The organism is Vibrio mediterranei, assembly GCF_900088415.1.
GTDB classification, from domain to species: Bacteria; Pseudomonadota; Gammaproteobacteria; order Enterobacterales; family Vibrionaceae; genus Vibrio; species Vibrio mediterranei.
The window spans coordinates 26,226-42,056 of the sequence record NZ_FLLQ01000001.1; the positions used below are offsets into that span (position 1 = coordinate 26,226).

The 15,831-nt window shown below is 43.0% G+C and carries 14 protein-coding genes; 8 read left to right on the forward strand and 6 right to left on the reverse strand.

Annotated elements, in window-relative coordinates; genetic code table 11:
- Positions 1 to 38 precede the first annotated feature (38 nt).
- The 6 genes from VME0621_RS00120 to VME0621_RS00145 all read left to right on the forward strand — a co-directional run bounded on the left by VME0621_RS00120 (position 39) and on the right by VME0621_RS00145 (position 7,388).
- Positions 39 to 467: a PACE efflux transporter gene (locus VME0621_RS00120; RefSeq protein ID WP_062461127.1), complete on the forward strand. Its 429-nt coding sequence runs from the start codon at positions 39 to 41 to the stop codon at positions 465 to 467.
- 234 nt (positions 468 to 701) lie between these two features.
- Positions 702 to 1,658 (forward strand): sensor domain-containing diguanylate cyclase, encoded by a 957-nt coding sequence (locus VME0621_RS00125; protein WP_062461131.1) that lies wholly within the window; start codon positions 702 to 704, stop codon positions 1,656 to 1,658.
- 197 nt (positions 1,659 to 1,855) lie between these two features.
- A complete protein-coding gene (locus VME0621_RS00130; protein WP_231892912.1) occupies positions 1,856 to 3,652 on the forward strand; it encodes an extracellular solute-binding protein in 1,797 nt (598 codons plus the stop codon).
- 9 nt (positions 3,653 to 3,661) lie between these two features.
- Positions 3,662 to 4,750: a microcin C ABC transporter permease YejB gene (locus tag VME0621_RS00135; protein WP_006069524.1), complete on the forward strand. Its 1,089-nt coding sequence runs from the start codon at positions 3,662 to 3,664 to the stop codon at positions 4,748 to 4,750.
- Positions 4,751 to 5,773, forward strand: coding sequence for an ABC transporter permease (locus tag VME0621_RS00140; protein ID WP_062461134.1), 1,023 nt, complete (start codon positions 4,751 to 4,753; stop codon positions 5,771 to 5,773).
- A gap of 10 nt (positions 5,774 to 5,783) precedes the next feature.
- Positions 5,784 to 7,388, forward strand: a complete 1,605-nt coding sequence (locus tag VME0621_RS00145) for an ABC transporter ATP-binding protein (protein WP_062461137.1) — start codon at positions 5,784 to 5,786, stop codon at positions 7,386 to 7,388.
- 74 nt (positions 7,389 to 7,462) lie between these two features.
- Here VME0621_RS00145 and VME0621_RS00150 read toward each other — a convergent pair whose 3' ends face one another.
- The 4 genes from VME0621_RS00150 to VME0621_RS00165 all read right to left on the reverse strand — a co-directional run bounded on the left by VME0621_RS00150 (position 7,463) and on the right by VME0621_RS00165 (position 10,889).
- Positions 7,463 to 8,002: a hypothetical protein gene (locus VME0621_RS00150; protein WP_038227055.1), complete on the reverse strand. Its 540-nt coding sequence runs from the start codon at positions 8,000 to 8,002 to the stop codon at positions 7,463 to 7,465.
- 10 nt (positions 8,003 to 8,012) lie between these two features.
- Entirely contained in the window at positions 8,013 to 8,696 is a 684-nt protein-coding gene (locus VME0621_RS00155; RefSeq protein ID WP_065311637.1) for a hypothetical protein, read from the reverse strand.
- Positions 8,697 to 8,769: 73 nt separating this feature from the next.
- Positions 8,770 to 9,792 (reverse strand): hypothetical protein, encoded by a 1,023-nt coding sequence (locus VME0621_RS00160; RefSeq protein ID WP_062461140.1) that lies wholly within the window; start codon positions 9,790 to 9,792, stop codon positions 8,770 to 8,772.
- Between the two features lie 179 nt (positions 9,793 to 9,971).
- Complete coding sequence (locus VME0621_RS00165) at positions 9,972 to 10,889, reverse strand: LysR family transcriptional regulator (protein WP_062461143.1); 918 nt, start codon at positions 10,887 to 10,889, stop codon at positions 9,972 to 9,974.
- 157 nt (positions 10,890 to 11,046) lie between these two features.
- Here VME0621_RS00165 and VME0621_RS00170 point away from each other — a divergent pair, with 157 nt between their 5' ends.
- Entirely contained in the window at positions 11,047 to 13,044 is a 1,998-nt protein-coding gene (locus tag VME0621_RS00170; RefSeq protein WP_062461146.1) for a methyl-accepting chemotaxis protein, read from the forward strand.
- 61 nt (positions 13,045 to 13,105) lie between these two features.
- On the opposite strand, the gene VME0621_RS00175 is transcribed toward VME0621_RS00170, so the two are convergent.
- Both VME0621_RS00175 and VME0621_RS00180 read right to left on the reverse strand, forming a co-directional pair.
- Positions 13,106 to 13,573, reverse strand: coding sequence for a YjiG family protein (locus tag VME0621_RS00175; protein ID WP_006069530.1), 468 nt, complete (start codon positions 13,571 to 13,573; stop codon positions 13,106 to 13,108).
- On the reverse strand, positions 13,570 to 14,307 hold the full coding sequence (locus tag VME0621_RS00180; RefSeq protein ID WP_006069531.1) for a nucleoside recognition domain-containing protein: 738 nt from the start codon (positions 14,305 to 14,307) through the stop codon (positions 13,570 to 13,572). Before VME0621_RS00180 ends, VME0621_RS00175 begins: the two co-directional genes overlap by 4 nt.
- 325 nt (positions 14,308 to 14,632) lie before the next feature.
- On the opposite strand from VME0621_RS00180, the gene VME0621_RS00185 reads away from it, so the two are divergent.
- A complete protein-coding gene (locus VME0621_RS00185; protein ID WP_062461149.1) occupies positions 14,633 to 15,808 on the forward strand; it encodes an MFS transporter in 1,176 nt (391 codons plus the stop codon).
- Positions 15,809 to 15,831: the final 23 nt, after the last annotated feature.

A 15,831-nucleotide genomic window follows, 5' to 3' on the forward strand; every position in this document is an offset into this window, starting at 1 on the left:
TACGATGTCCCCAAACAAAAAATAGTGAGGAATTTATAATGGGAATAGTAGAGCGTATCTTTCACTCAGTGCTTTTTGAAGCGTTGGCAGTGACGTTTTCAGTTATCGGATTAGCGTTGTTTACCAACCATGATATTGCTTCATTATCAGGAACTATGATAGTTATTGCTACCATGGCGATGTGTTGGAATTATCTATTTAACATGATGTTTGACTCTTTTGTTCAAGGGGAAAAGACACTGCGTTCTTTGAAGACGAGGATAGTTCATGTTGTTCTTTTTGAAGCAGGTCTATTGCTGGTTACTATTCCTGCAATGGCTTACTTACTTAACGTTTCTTTACTAGAGGCGTTTGTGATGGATATTGGTGTCACGATTTTTATTACCATCTACGCTTTCTTGTTCAACCTGATCTATGACTATGCTCGTGTTTGGATAGTTACCAGCCGTATAGAAATGGCGAAATAACCTATGAAGACAAGACAGAGTGAACTTTAAAAACGCTCTGTCTGAAAACACGGATAGTCTGCACGAAAGTTGAACTGTGTAGCTCTAATCATGTGATGTTGGTTCAAAAATGTGGGGCATCTACCAAATTTAAACTTTTGGCTTAAAAAAAGGGATCTCATCGAAGCAATATCGCTAACTAGGGTTTAGACTCTATTATTCGATATTCAACGTTATGCACTTTTTTTACGATTTATGCTTGAACTTATATTGTCAGCACATCAAGGTTCCTCCGAAGAATTACTAGGCTTATCCGAAGTCTTTGATGCGGTGGATGCTTATATCTTCATTAAAGACAATAAAGGGAAGTACCAGTATGTGAATCGTAAAGTACTCGACAACTTTGATGTCACAATGAAAGGGATAAAAGGCAAAACGGATTGGCACCTGTTCAACTTCAGTGTTGCTAAAAAAATGCGTATCAATGACAAAAAGGTGATTGCAACTAAGAAGCCGACGCAGCAAAAAATCCCTTTCAATATCGATAATCAGGAGTTGTACCACTTAACGGTTTCGTCACCCATTATCAAGAACGGCAAAGTGCTAGGAGTTATTGGGTTTGCTGTTGATGTCTCAAAGGATATGGAAGAACGTCAGACCTTGCTAGAAGAAGCTAACACTGATGGCCTTACCGGATGTTTCAATCGACGTTACCTGCATTTAGCCTTAGAACAGCAAAAACAAAACTTCGCTCAGAGCCAAACGCCAAGTTCACTGCTTATTATTGATGTAGATCGCTTTAAACCAATTAATGATAAATATGGTCACTCCATAGGAGATAGAGTATTAATTGACGTCGTTAAGGTTATTAAACGCTTCACGCGTGAAGAAGATATGCTGTGCCGATATGGCGGTGATGAGTTTGTACTTTTGTTGCCGGGCAGCAATATCGATCAAGCCTATGCATTAGCGGGGCGTTTGTCCGAAAAAATAGATAAGTTAACCTTTAAGAGCAGCGGGGGTAAGTCGTTCAATGTTTCTTGCTCCATCGGGGTAGCGACTCATACGGTCGACGATGCGAACATCATTGAGCTGGCTGATAAAGCTTTGTATGTCTCGAAGAAAGGCTGCTCAGAAAAAGTACATATGCATTGTCCTAAAACTCAACAAATCCTTCATTGTCACTATTGTGATGCAGAAGTGAGCGCCTAGCTCCAACTGTTGCAAAGATTAACCGTTTATTAGCACGCTAGAGCCTTCCTCCCCTTGAAAACCCCGTGAAATACAGCTATTTATATCAGTATAAATACGTTTAAGCATCAAGATGATGATAAGAAGAGAAAGGACGTTTCAACTCGGCCTTTCTCTATTTTGGGGAGAAAGGAATGGCGCTATTGAAGAGAGCAGCAATGGCTGTGGGAGTTGGTTTATTCACGAGTAGCGTATGGGCTGCCAATGTAATAGAGACGACAACCTTGGTGGGTTTTGGAACCGCAAAATACCCCGCAGACTTTAAACACTTCGATTATGTCAATCCTGACGCACCCAAATACGGAAAAGTAACCTACGGCCAAAACGGCACGTTTGATAACTTCAACCGATACGCCTCTCGCGGACAACCTGCTGCCGCTACTGGTAACCTCTACGATACGCTTATGTTCTCTCCAAGCGATGAGATCGATGCATTTTATCCTCTGATTGCTGAGAAAGTGCGTTACTCAGACGATTATTCGTGGCTTGAAGTCGATATCAATCCTAAAGCGAAATTTAACGATGGTGTTCCTATTACCGCCAAAGACGTTGAGTTTACTTATGCCAAGTTTGTAAAAGAGGGGGTACCGCAATTTCGTGCATACTATAAAGACGTTAAAAGCGTAAAAGCAATTTCTGATCTCACTGTGCGTATCGAAATGTCGGTTCCAAATAAGGAAAAGTTATTCAGTTTAGCGCAAAGCACTCGTGTGTTGCCTGAGCACTACTGGAAAGATAAGAACTTTTCGGAGCCGTTAAATGAACCTCCTGTTGGCAGTGGTGCTTATAAGATCGTCGATTATAAGATGGGACAATCTCTAACTTACCAACTCGATGAAAACTATTGGGCAAAAGATCTTCCGGTGAATGTCGGACGCAATAACTTCAAAACGATTCAGTACGATTACTATCGTGATGACACGGTTATGTTAGAAGCATTCAAAGCAGGGGAGTTTGATTTTAGGGAAGAGTCCAGTGCTAAGTTTTGGGCTAGTTCCTATAACGGTGTGAATTTTGATAAAGGTTATATCAAGAAAGAAGAGATTGAGCACCACAAACCAATGGCTACTCAAGCATTTGTGTTTAACACAGAGCGTCCTGTATTTAGCGACCCCAAAGTGCGCGAAGCTCTAAACTACGCCATGGATTTTGAGTGGATGAACAAGAATATGTTTTATAACCAGTACACTCGAACTCGTAGTTATTTCCAAAACACCGACTATGAAGCGAAGGGTCTACCATCTGAAGCAGAACTTGAGGTCTTAAATAAATATAAAGGTAAGATCCCAGAGCGCGTCTTCACCGATGAATATAATCCACCGGTCACAGACGGATCAGGTCGCATCAGACCACAAATGCGCAAGGCCTTTGCACTGCTAAAAGAAGCCGGCTGGCAGTTAAAGAATAAAGTCATGACTAACATGGAAACGGGTGAGCCGCTGAGCTTTGAACTATTGATTTATAGCCCAACTTCCGAACGATTCGCGATTCCGGTGCAAAAGAACATGCGTGCTATGGGTATCGATATGCGTATTCGTACTGTCGACACTACGCAATATTTGAAACGTTGGCGTGACCGAGACTTTGACATGGTATCATCTCGTTACACAGCACATCCATATCCAAGCTCTGACTTGAAGATTGTTTGGAACTCTAATTTCATCGATTCGACCTATAACCAAGCGGGCGTTAAGGATCCTGTTATTGATGATCTGACTGACTTGATTGAACAAAATCAGCAAAACCCTGAAAACTTATTAGCGTTGGGAAGGTCTTTAGATAGAGTACTTCAGTGGAACTTTTACATTATTCCTCAGTGGTATATCAAAAAATACCGTGTAGCCACTTGGGATAAATTTGAGCGCCCTGATGTCTTACCTACTTACGACTTAGGTGTCGATACTTGGTGGGTGTCTAAAGAGAAAGCTGAAAAGCTTCCTGCAAAACGTCGATAAGAGGGATAGATGGCGGCTTATATATTCCGGCGCTTGTTGCTGGTGATTCCAACACTTTGGGCAATTATAACCATTAACTTCTTCATTATTCAGATTGCACCTGGAGGGCCTGTAGAACAGGCTCTTGCTCAAATGCAAGGTCTGGAATCTGGAGTCATGGAGCGCTTTAGTGGCGGCGGGAGCGAGGTTGATCTTGATTCAGGCCCTAGTGATGAAGCAACGGGATACAAAGGTTCCCGTGGGCTAGATCCTGAAGTTGTAGAGGCAATTAAAAAGCAGTTTGGTTTCGATAAACCAATGCATGAACGCTATTTTGACATGCTCAAAAACTACGCGATGTTCAACTTTGGAGACAGTTTGTTTCGTGGCGGTAATGTCATAGACCTCATTAAAGAGCGGCTGCCAGTATCGATATCATTGGGGTTATGGAGTACCCTAATTATCTACTTGATATCGATACCATTAGGCATTCTTAAAGCGATACATCATGGATCTCGCTTCGATATTTGGTCGAGCGCCGTTGTCATTGTCGGTTATGCTATCCCGGGTTTTTTGTTCGCCATTATCCTCATCATCTTTTTTGCCAGCGGCAATTATTTCAGTTGGTTCCCATTAAGAGGTTTGGTGTCGAGCAACTTTGATCAATTGACTTGGTATCAGCAAATCGTTGACTATTTTTGGCATTTAACCTTGCCGATTCTTGCTATGGTTATTGGCGGTTTTGCTACGCTCAGTATGCTGACCAAAAACTCTTTCCTAGATGAAATTAACAAGCAATATGTGGTGACAGCTAGAGCGAAAGGGCTTGATGAAAGCAGTATTCTCTACAAGCATGTATTCCGAAATGCAATGCTGATCATCATTGCCGGTTTCCCTAGTGCTTTTATCAGCATTTTCTTCACCGGTTCTATGTTGATAGAGGTAATGTTCTCGCTTGAGGGGATAGGGTTACTCGGTTTTGAATCTACTATTCAACGTGATTACCCCGTGGTATTCAGTTCTCTCTACATTATGACGTTACTAGGTCTGATCTTGAGTATTATTTCTGACTTAACTTATACGTGGGTTGACCCTCGTATCGACTTCGAGGCGCGTTAAATGGCAATGAATCCTCTTACAAGAGCTCGTTGGCAGCGCTTTAAAGCCAATAAACGTGGGTACTGGTCAACATGGGTATTCTTCGTTCTTTTTTTCTTGAGTCTGTTTGCTGAGTTTATCGCCAACGATAAGCCGCTACTGGTGGAATACAACAACCAATGGTATTACCCAATTTTCACACAGTATGCAGAAACCAAGTTTGGTGGGGAGTTTGAAACAGAAGCTGATTATACTGACCCATATGTTATTGACCTTATTGAGGAAAAGGGCTTTATCATTTGGCCGTTAATCCGCTTTAGCTACGATACCATCAATTACGATATAGTGGCGTCAGTTCCGTCTGCACCGGATAACGTCAACTGGCTGGGTACAGATGATAAAGGTCGGGATGTGTTAGCTCGGATTATTTATGGCTTTCGAATATCTGTATTGTTCGGTTTTATCCTAACCATAGTATCCAGTGTGATTGGTGTTGCAGTGGGTGCGACACAAGGTTATTACGGCGGTTGGATAGATTTATTCGGTCAACGCTTTATTGAAGTGTGGTCTGGCATGCCGACTCTTTTCTTATTGATTATCTTATCGAGTTTTGTTGAACCAAACTTCTGGTGGCTACTCGGTATTATGGTGCTATTCAGTTGGATGAGTTTGGTTGGTGTCGTTCGGGCTGAATTTCTAAGATGCCGAAATTTCGATTACGTGAAAGCGGCTCACGCCATGGGTGTAGACGACAAGCGAATCATGCTCAGGCATATGTTACCCAACGCGATGGTGGCGTCACTGACGATGATGCCATTCATCCTCTCTGGCTCAGTGACCACGTTAACGTCGCTAGACTTCTTAGGATTTGGTTTACCCGCAGGCTCGCCGTCGCTAGGTGAATTGCTTGCGCAAGGTAAAGCTAATCTACAAGCGCCTTGGCTTGGTTTGTCGGCGTTTGCCGTTCTATCGATAATGTTAACGCTACTTGTATTTGCTGGTGAAGCGGTACGAGACGCATTTGACCCTCACCAGCAAGGTTAATAGGCAACGTATGACGAAAGATGATCCAAAACACGTACTTGCTATTGAGGACCTTTCCGTTGGGTTTGGTAGAGGTAAGCAAGTAGAACAAGTGACCTATGATGTTTCCCTAAAAATCCGCAAAGGGGAAACTTTAGCATTAGTAGGAGAGAGTGGTTCAGGTAAATCGGTAACAGCCAACGCGATCCTTAAGCTGCTGCCGAAAGGCTCTAGCCACTATCTAAACGGTCACATTACGTTTGATGATATTGATATGCTTAATTGCTCCGAGCGGCAACTTCGAGGTATTCGAGGTGGTCGCATCGGAATGATTTTCCAAGAGCCGATGGTGTCATTGAACCCGCTGCATAAAATAGGCAAACAGCTGGTAGAAACTTTAGCGATTCACCGAGGTATGAGAACCAGTAAAGCAGAGTCGCTGGCGATTTCATGGCTGAAGAAAGTTGGCATTCGATATCCAGAACAGAAGATCTTAGCCTATCCACATGAGCTTTCCGGTGGAGAGCGTCAACGTGTCATGATTGCCATGGCGCTGATTAACGAGCCTGAACTCCTAATCGCTGATGAACCTACCACAGCACTAGATGTGTCGGTTCAAGCACAGATTCTGGACCTTCTGAAAGATCTACAACATGAACTCGGCATGGCGATGCTGTTTATTACTCATGATTTGAGTATTGTGCGCCGTATTGCTGATAGAGTGGCGGTCATGCAACAAGGGCGTTTGGTTGAGGTTGGCGAGTGTCATCAAGTGTTTAATGCACCTGAACATCCTTATACACAAAAGCTGATCAACTCCGACCCTAGAGGCTTACCTGTTGAGGTCTCTGCCTCCGCGAAACCACTGCTTGCTGTTGATGATTTGAAAGTTTGGTTTCCTATCACGGGTGGCTTGTTCAAACGCGTTGTCAGTCATGTCAAAGCAGTAACCAATATGCAGTTTGAACTTAAGCAGGGTTACTCGATTGGCTTAGTTGGAGAGAGCGGTTCAGGCAAATCAACGACGGGCATGGCGATTCTTAAGTTAGTTCAAAGTGAAGGTATCATTGAGTTTGATGGCCAAGACATTCAGACGTTGGACCGCAAAGGTATGTTGCCTTTTAGAAGCCGAATGCAGGTTGTGTTTCAAGATCCTTTCTCAGCACTAAACCCAAGAATGTCTGTGGCACAGGTCATTGGAGAAGGATTAAGAGTTCATTTTGAGCACGACGAGGCAACTCTAGAAAAGATGATTTGTGACGTGATGCAAGAGGTGGACTTAGACCCTGAAACAAGACACCGATATCCAAATGAGTTCTCTGGAGGACAAAGGCAGCGTATTGCGATTGCAAGGGCATTGATTCTCAAACCAGAATTTATCTTGCTAGATGAGCCTACGTCTTCTCTAGATAGAACAGTGCAAGCACAAGTTCTTGATTTGCTCAAAGAGCTACAAATAAAACATGGGCTGACTTATCTATTTATTAGCCACGACTTGAATGTTGTAAAGTCACTTTGCCATTACACCATCGTAATGAAAGATGGCGAAATTGTAGAACAGGGCGATACACAAACGCTGTTCGCAACACCTCAAAAAGACTACACAAAGACCTTGGTTTCTTTATCGGCATTCTAGAATGGCTGCGAGAAAAATCCCCCTACCAAAACAGAGAGGTAGGGGGTGAGCTACCAATGAAACTTGGCAAAAATCTAAAAGCTCCAGCCGATTCGTGTAATGAAGTGAGTGAGCTGCCCATTGTGAGAGTCCACTAAGCTGGTTTCTAATCCTCCTGATAGAGTTAAACCAAAATCGAAACTAGCTAGTACTCCGGTGCCTAATGCAAGAGCTTTGTTGTCCTCATCTTTATAACGATAATCACCTACACCGCCTGAGAAATAGAACGCGACGTTATCAGTAAATCCGTAAGAAGCACCGAGCATATAGGTTTGAAGAGACGGTTTTTCTCCGCGTATCTCAGAGTATTTTAAGTGTTGGTAACTCAATAGCGGCGCCCAGCCATCCTTACTAGGCATTTTTCCAGCCATGGCACCGATATTGTGTTGTAAAGAGTTGCTCCATGTGTCGCTCCAAGCAAAGCCTGCTGACACGAATAGTTTGTTTTTGTCTTCACTGTTAATAGCGTCGTCTTGCTTCGCTTCCGCAAGTGAAAGCCCTCCTAATAAAAGGAAGACTGTTGCAATTAATTTAGATATCCAAGATGGTTTAGCTTGCTCTGATTGCATATTCATATTGTCACTTCTATTTAAAGTTGAGATTGAAACCAAATTCGTAAGTACCTTCCGTGGTTCGAGGTTCACCTGGACGCACACGGTGCTGCCCATATCGGTACTTCACATAGGGTTCAATGTATTTAGGTTTAAAAGTAAGAGTAAAGTCGGCGTGATAAATACTAGGTTCTAGTGTGGTTTCCGACATAATTCGCTCGTGGTTTAACGAGTAGCTAAAGTTAAGCCAGTTAATTGGCGTATAACTTGTTCCAATACTTGCTTTCCATTCTCGATGAGTGTTGAAGTTTGGACTTAAAATAGGGAAGTCATCACTTTGAAATACACTCTTACGCCATTCGTACGACGTAGAACCGAAAATTAAAACTTCATTAGTGAGCATTTTTCCAGCGAAAACGCCAAGGTTATATATATCAACGAGGTCGGCCCTACCGTATGTGGCAAACGCTTCGGTATAGGTTTCTCCTAGTAACATACCGTAGCCAGCTCCTAGCTCGAGGTAACCAGTCGAATCGACCTCAAACCCAAGATTTATTTCTTCAGTCGCTTGAACTGTTCCAGAAAGCGTTCCAACCCAAGTATCACCAACCTTTGATGTTTGAAAACTCATTGTTGGTTCGTAATACGACAGTTCGTGATGGTCCGCCATTACCAATATAGGTAGAAACGCCATCGCTGTAACAATGTATTTATTCATGTTTCATTCGCTCAAAATAAAAGGAGTCGAATAAATCCGACTCCTTTGGTTTTATTTTATTATTGTGTTTCTATTAAGAGCGACCAACACGGTCTTTAACTGCCTGTTTAATTTGCTGGCGTTGTTCTTGGGTTAGAGATTGAAGTTTAGATTTCAATTCCTGACGATCGATATCGTTACTAGGAAGGTGCCCAACACTGCCTTCAATTTTGTCTCGGAAGAACGCTTTTGCCTGTTCATTCGCATGAATGCTTACAATCTTACCATGTTGGTCAGTTGTAAATTCAACATCTCCTCCGTTGAAGCCAGAAACGCGAACTATCACTGTTCCGTCTGGTCTTTCAAAACGGTCTACTTGCTTAATGATTCGGTCATTACCAAAGCCTGGGTCAGTTTCAATTGGGTGATCTATTTCAGGAGCGTCCCAACCAATACGACTAATTACACCATTGTCGATTGTTATTGCTAGGCGACCTTTGCCAGGAACTTTAATCTCAACGTATCCTCCATAGTTGATTACTTGAATTAACTTTACCTCGCCAGAATCACCAATGACTACTTCATAAGTGCCTGTTCCATCGATAACATTGTCTGTTGGAGTAACTGTTCCGACGGTTTCGCCGTTGAATTTTAGTTCGCCTGTTTCAGTATCGATGTACCAGACATCACTTACGTCTGGACCATCAAAGCCTGGGTCACGCTCACTGTGAATAACGTCTGATACGATAAGGCGACCATTCTCTACGTGTAAGCGATACTCGTCACCAGTCTCCAAACGGAGTATTAGTGATTCACCTTCTTTTTGTACATGACCAACAATTTCTGCTTGGTCATTGATAACTGCGTTTCCGTCAGTAACGAAGAAGTTTTCGCCGTTGACGTTGATTAGAGCTTGGCCTTCTGAGTTACCTGTAACTACAACGTTGTTACCATTGTCGCCCTTTATTAAGACTGAGTTGGTGTCTTCATTGTAAATGACATCAGCAACGCCATCTTGTGGTGCAGGGCCAGACTCGCCACCATTACTAGACCCACTAGATGAACAACCCGCTAAAAATGATGCCGCGATAACTGCACTGATTAATTTAAGTTTCATTTGTATCTCTCAAAAATGTGTTGGAACAAAAGGATGCGTCTTGCTTATGAGTTGGCGTTCCTGGCCGATGAGAGAAGTCTAATTAAATGGAAAAAAAGGCTCTAATGAAAGGCTTTAATAAGGCAGATTACCCTAAGTTATTAATAAGGAGGGGGAATGAAAGTGATAACCAAAGGTTATCACTTGTTTAGGATATCGGACAACATGGTTCGTAACCATTGAGTGGTTGGGTTATTTCGGTGTTTAAAGTGGTAGAAGGCGTTTATATCTGTATTGACCTCAGTGTTTCCAAATAAAATATCTAGTGCACGGAGTCCAGGGTGTGCATCCAAATTTAAGTACTTAGAACCTGGGAAAAGGATGTCGCTGTTCTTAACTACATCAATAACCGCCGAGGGCAGCTCTGAACGAAAAACCACATTGGGCTGGAATCCACGCATCTTTAACATTTTTTCTGCATGTGACAAGTTTGAGTTCCAATCTGCAGCAATAAGGGTAGCGATTTCAAATTCGACACCATCTTGGAACTCAACATGGTCTTTCTCATATGGATGCTCTTTTCTGACGTACGCTTTAAATCTATCTGCAACCATGTGTTTCTGTATCACTTCCTTGGGAGCATGAGAGATCCCATAATTCATACCAATGTGAACATCTCCATTTACCAGATCTTGAAGCGTGGTTTTACTCCAATTGAGCAGGTGTATTTGTACATTAGGCGCTTCTATCCTGACTTTAGATAGAAACGGGCTTGCTATACCAGATAAAAAGTAGGGAGAAATCGCGATTTTTATTACGCCATCGAGCTGTGATGGGGAGAACTTCGAGCTATGATTCACTGCGCTGGATAAGTCATCGAGTATCGGTGCAATTGCTTCTGCCAATTGTGTCGCTTTTTGAGTCGCTCTCAATCCATGATGAGTCTTAACAAACAGCTCATCATCAAAATGGTCACGTAGACGTTGGAGCGCTTTACTAATAGCAGGTTGCGATACAAATAGCCTTTCTGACGCTTTTCGCATATTGCGTTCTTGATTAAGAATGATGAAGGTTCTTAGTAGGTTCAAATCTAGGTTTGCGAATAGATCTTTTGCCATTAGAGAGTTCCTAATACTGCTTAGCATTTACTCAATAATAAGTACAAACACTTACCTTCGCAAAGAGTTGGTAACAAATCGTAAAACAAAACATTGAATTTTCGAGATAGATGCCGATATAGTGATAAATTAATCAGGATTTTATAGAGGTTTAAGGATGAAGCTCTCGATATCGGGTAAGCTCAGAACAAGTTTTCTGGCGCTTGGCGTACTTTTTATCGTCTCATCACTTTTTGTGTATCGCAGTGTAGAAAGCGTGCAAGCAGACACCCAGTCTTTGTTATTACATGACCTTCCAACGGTCGATGCCAGTCGGCAACTTGGTCAGTCTATTCAAGAAACGGTTTCAGAATTGCGAGGCTTTCTGCTCTTAGTGGGCTCTGAAGAGCAAGTCGAAAGCTATCGTGGAGAGGTTCTCTCAAAAACAGATCTAGTTGATATCCAGTTGATTAGCTTGGAGTCATTGATTTCTTCTCAGCAATACCAAGTCATCAATGATGAATGGAGCACTATTAAAGCCACTTCAGCTGATATTTTAGCAATAAGCCATACCGATGAAAATTTACCGGCGCACTCTCTATTTATTAATGAAGCCGCTCCTATTGCGGAAGTGGCTCTCGATCAGTTGCAAGGACTTATCAATGATGAAGCCGGAAAAACGGAAGGTGGAGAGAGAAAGCGACTCTTTAAGCTTTATGCCGATGGTTATAACTCTCTCGCAAATGCATTAGCGGCGCTACGTGACTACTTGCAATATGGTGCGCAAGATTATCTAGATAAGTATGTGGACTTGATGAAATTCCACGATCAAGTCGTGACCCAAATTGGTTACAAGCAATCGTTCATGAGTGATAGTGACCAGAGTTTATGGTCTCTATTTAACGAAATGAAAGCCTTGTATGTTCCGCTCGCAAAGCAAGTTATTGAGATACGACAATCGGATGGTTGGAATCGCTCGAATAGTCTGATGTCTGACACTTTGCTGCCTGCGATTAATGTGGTTCAAAATGAACTGAATGGTATCGTTAGCGCACAACAACAAAAAGCGTCATCGACAGAACAAAGTATCCGCAGTAGCGTGACCGCACTTATTACGGTGTTAGGTATCAGCTGTATTGCGGTACTTGTCGCAGCGTTCGTCATTTCTCATATTATGGGACGCCAAATAGGAGGGCGTATTTCCCTTATTGTCAAACGAGCTCAAATAATCGCGGAAGGTAACGTCTCCAGTGAACCATTGGCGGTGTCTGGCAGTGATGAGCTTGCTGATTTAACCAACTCTATTAACGCCATGAACCATGCGCTGGCAACATTAGTTGGTCAAGTGACCAATAGTGTAGAAGCTGTTGAACTGAGGATGGGCGATTTAACTCAAAACAGCCGTGAAAGTTTGACTAAAGTTGAACAGCAGTCACAACATGTCGATGAAATAGGTCACTCTTTGTCTGAGGTTGCGGTAGGGTCCGAGCAAACGGCCAGTCAAGTACAGTTGTCGTCCTCTGCATTGGTTGATGCAAAACAAGAACTGATTTCTGGTGAGGATGTGTTGACCGAAAACCATACCAACATGACTTCGTTAGTCACGACCATTGAAACAACTCAGCAGTTAGTTGAACAATTAAGTAACGAGAGTCAAGCGATCGGTAAAGTGACTGAGGTCATCGAAGGGCTAGCAGAGCAAACCAACTTACTGGCACTGAACGCAGCGATAGAAGCAGCGAGGGCTGGAGAACAAGGGCGAGGCTTTGCCGTTGTTGCTGACGAGGTGCGAATGCTGGCTAGTAGAACGACGGAATCGACAACGGAAATCAACACTATCATTCAAGCTATTCGAACTTCCACAAGTAAAGTTGTAGAGCAAATCAATGTCGGCACTACCATAGCATCCGAAGCTATGGAACAAACTAGTGGCGCATTGAGTCGAATTCAATCATCCGGTGAACAGGTAGAGCTCGTAAATGACCAGATGGCAAGCTTGGCGGCAACCGCGGAGCAGCAGGCGGTGGCTACTCAGTCTATTTCGAAGCTTGTTAACGAGATTAATGAATCGCTTAAATTAGTAGCGGAACAATCTCGCACAACAAACCATGTGACGGAGCAAGTCACCAGCAACGTAGGGGAGTTGCACGCTCAAGTCGCTAAATTCAAGGTCTAGCAAACAAAAAATGCCCTTCATATGAAGGGCATTTTCTTTACATATGTTAAGCGCTGCTGAGTTAAACCAAAATGTTCATTAGGAACATAGCGCCAAACGCGTTCAAGACAGAAATTGCAATCATTACTGGGATATAACGACCCTCTGTACCGATTGGTCCCATGATACGTCCCATATATTGAATTTGAGAACCCATCAAATAGATAGCTGGAGCTAGGATGGCAATATGAGTGCCGTTTAGAATGCCTTGGTCGAATAAAGTGATTACCACACCGACAGCACCGCCCATAGACATCCAAGCACCGATAAGTACAGCGGCAGCTTCACCCGGTAGGCCAAATACAGCCATCACAGGAGAGAATAAAGCGCCCATTGCATCCAATGCACCCGTTATCTGTAGCGCTTTAATAATGACAAACGCCATTAGAACGTTAGGGACTGTAGATGTAGTTGCAATAACCCAACCTTTCTTAGCACCTTCAACAAAGATGTCCGTCACCATAGGTTTTTTCGCTTTTACTTCACTCATGATGTCGCCTCTTGTTTAGTCATAGTTTCGTCGTCTTTATTCGACTTGTCTTCTTTACCTTCAGTGATATTTAGGTAAACACGGAATAGATTGGCACCAACAAACTTAAATAAGAACATAACGGCTACCGCTAAACCGATTGAGGAAGAAACAGCTAGTGAGCCGTCCATCATCGTTAACGTAAACAGCACCGCGCCAGAAGAGAAGAAGTTAACAATTGCTGCGCCAGCAGTGAACTGGAACATAGTGAAGACATCCGTTTCGCGTTTGGTCAAATGACCTTCGTCTTTCAACTGTCGAGTCATCGCAGCACCCGCATCAGTACTTTGAAGTGAAGCGATAAGTGCCAAGCCAGAGTTTCCTGGGATACCCATTAAAGGACGGAGAAGAGGAGAAAGAAGTTTGCGAGCCGCATCAAGTGCTCCGTAGTGCTCTAAAACATTGATCATGCCCAGTGCAAACATAACGGTTGGAATTAGTGTTAGTGCAAAAATGAATCCGTCACGAGCACCGCTACCACCAACACCTCGAAACGAAGTGGTAGCAGCTTGTACGCCAGCTTCCGTTTCAGTTACGTTGTGGGCAACTTGTCCAAATGCGCCGTTGAGTGTTGTAAAGTCAAATACCCCATACCATTCGTTGGATTGGAGTAACCCAGAGAAAAACACAATAGCAAAAGCTAGCGCAATGTAGCTTCCTATCGTTACCTTACGTTCTTTAGTTGAATCAGTCATATGACAGCCTTGAGATAGTGGAACAGTGTGCATATTTTGAGGAGTTTGATGTGCTAGAGAGATGATCGCGGTCAATTAGAATATGTATTTATATGAAGCGACTGTAACAAAATATATATCTGTGAATCAGCTTTGAAATTAGATATAGCTCTGCTAATCCCAAGGTTAAATTTTCTAATGAGAGGGCAGAATATGTATTCAATTTGGTTAAGGAACAGAGTGGGCACTAGTCATAGTATGTTACTTAACTATCCCGTGTTTTACTTATTTCGCAGCAGCATAATTGGGACACTTTGGGATACTTTTAGACATTAGGTTCCTAATTATGATGGAAAAACATGGTATTTCGTATTGGTACGCAGCAGCGTTTATGTTTGGTGCGGTGCAGTTGGTGGCGTTACCGATTTTGATCCCAAGTCATATATTTGAAGTAACAGGGTCGATGGCACATACTGGCGCAGCTCTAGCCTTTGTGGGGCTGAGTGGTTTTGTTGCGCCAATCATAGGCAGTGTGATAGATCGTTTGCGAGCTCATGCCTTAGCGCAGAAGCTCGCCTTGTTGAGTCACGTTGTTGCGATGGTTATTTTTGCGTTTGTCCCTCAAACATTGGCAATGTATTTGGCGACGTTTCTTGTCGGCTTGGGCTCAATCACTTTAATGACGGTTAATCCTACATTTATCGTGGCTGCGGGTTACAACGACGAACAGCAAGCTCTGCGTCTTACTCGAATGAACCAAAGTATTTTTGTTGGTGCAGTGATGATGGGAGTAATACTCCCCCTGAGTATAAACCTGAGCTCTCAAGTAGCATTTCTTGTCGTCGCTATTACCGCGGTACTCTCATTAATGATCAGTGGAATTGACAGTAAGAAAGCGGCATCACGTTTGGTACTAGAAGAGACGACTGAGTCAGAAACAACGGAAAAAGGTCATTGGAATGCCACGTTCGTGACGTTTTTATTGGCGGTGTTCATTGCTATGATTGCGAGTTCCAATCAGGTGGCGCAAGGTCCTAATCTATTTGAAAGCTTATTCTCAATCGATAAGTCAGCGACTTCATTATTACTGGCATTCTCCTCCGTAATTAGTTTACTAACGTTGGATATCGCAGGTCGAGCGTTAACGAAATTTGGTGCAGGGAAGGTATGGATAGTCGGTTTAATCGGTTATGTTGTCGTCGGTTTGGTATTGTCTTTACTGGCGACAGGGCACGCGCGATTTTTCTACTTGCCGTTAGTCATGCATTTGTTGTTTATGCAATGCTTATCTATGGTCGACATGGTTAAACCGGCTATTGTCGCCAAAGTAACCACTCTGCCTCCGGCTTCTACACAAGGTTTGCTACTGTTTGCTATCGCGGGCGGTTATGCTGCTGGTACAACGATGGGTGGAATCACCGCAGAATGGTTTGGATTAGCGAGTATCTTTAGTTTAGTTACAGGCGCTTCAGCGATTGCTGGGCTGTTTGCTGTACTTACGTTATCAAGAATCAAATCTTAGAAGAAAAATTGGCGTGTTAACGG

What these genes read in the sequence shown, in the direction of transcription:
- VME0621_RS00125 (WP_062461131.1), top strand. Translation starts at nt 702, where the DNA reads ATGCTTGAACTTATATTGTCAGCACATCAAGGTTCCTCCGAAGAATTA.
- VME0621_RS00145 (WP_062461137.1), top strand. Translation starts at nt 5,784, where the DNA reads ATGACGAAAGATGATCCAAAACACGTACTTGCTATTGAGGACCTTTCC.
- VME0621_RS00150 (WP_038227055.1), bottom strand. Translation starts at nt 8,002, where the DNA reads ATGAATATGCAATCAGAGCAAGCTAAACCATCTTGGATATCTAAATTA.
- VME0621_RS00130 (WP_231892912.1), top strand. Translation starts at nt 1,856, where the DNA reads ATGGCTGTGGGAGTTGGTTTATTCACGAGTAGCGTATGGGCTGCCAAT.
- VME0621_RS00155 (WP_065311637.1), bottom strand. Translation starts at nt 8,696, where the DNA reads ATGAATAAATACATTGTTACAGCGATGGCGTTTCTACCTATATTGGTA.
- VME0621_RS00185 (WP_062461149.1), top strand. Translation starts at nt 14,633, where the DNA reads ATGATGGAAAAACATGGTATTTCGTATTGGTACGCAGCAGCGTTTATG.
- VME0621_RS00160 (WP_062461140.1), bottom strand. Translation starts at nt 9,792, where the DNA reads ATGAAACTTAAATTAATCAGTGCAGTTATCGCGGCATCATTTTTAGCG.
- VME0621_RS00175 (WP_006069530.1), bottom strand. Translation starts at nt 13,573, where the DNA reads ATGAGTGAAGTAAAAGCGAAAAAACCTATGGTGACGGACATCTTTGTT.
- VME0621_RS00170 (WP_062461146.1), top strand. Translation starts at nt 11,047, where the DNA reads ATGAAGCTCTCGATATCGGGTAAGCTCAGAACAAGTTTTCTGGCGCTT.
- VME0621_RS00165 (WP_062461143.1), bottom strand. Translation starts at nt 10,889, where the DNA reads ATGGCAAAAGATCTATTCGCAAACCTAGATTTGAACCTACTAAGAACC.
- VME0621_RS00135 (WP_006069524.1), top strand. Translation starts at nt 3,662, where the DNA reads ATGGCGGCTTATATATTCCGGCGCTTGTTGCTGGTGATTCCAACACTT.
- VME0621_RS00120 (WP_062461127.1), top strand. Translation starts at nt 39, where the DNA reads ATGGGAATAGTAGAGCGTATCTTTCACTCAGTGCTTTTTGAAGCGTTG.
- VME0621_RS00140 (WP_062461134.1), top strand. Translation starts at nt 4,751, where the DNA reads ATGGCAATGAATCCTCTTACAAGAGCTCGTTGGCAGCGCTTTAAAGCC.
- VME0621_RS00180 (WP_006069531.1), bottom strand. Translation starts at nt 14,307, where the DNA reads ATGACTGATTCAACTAAAGAACGTAAGGTAACGATAGGAAGCTACATT.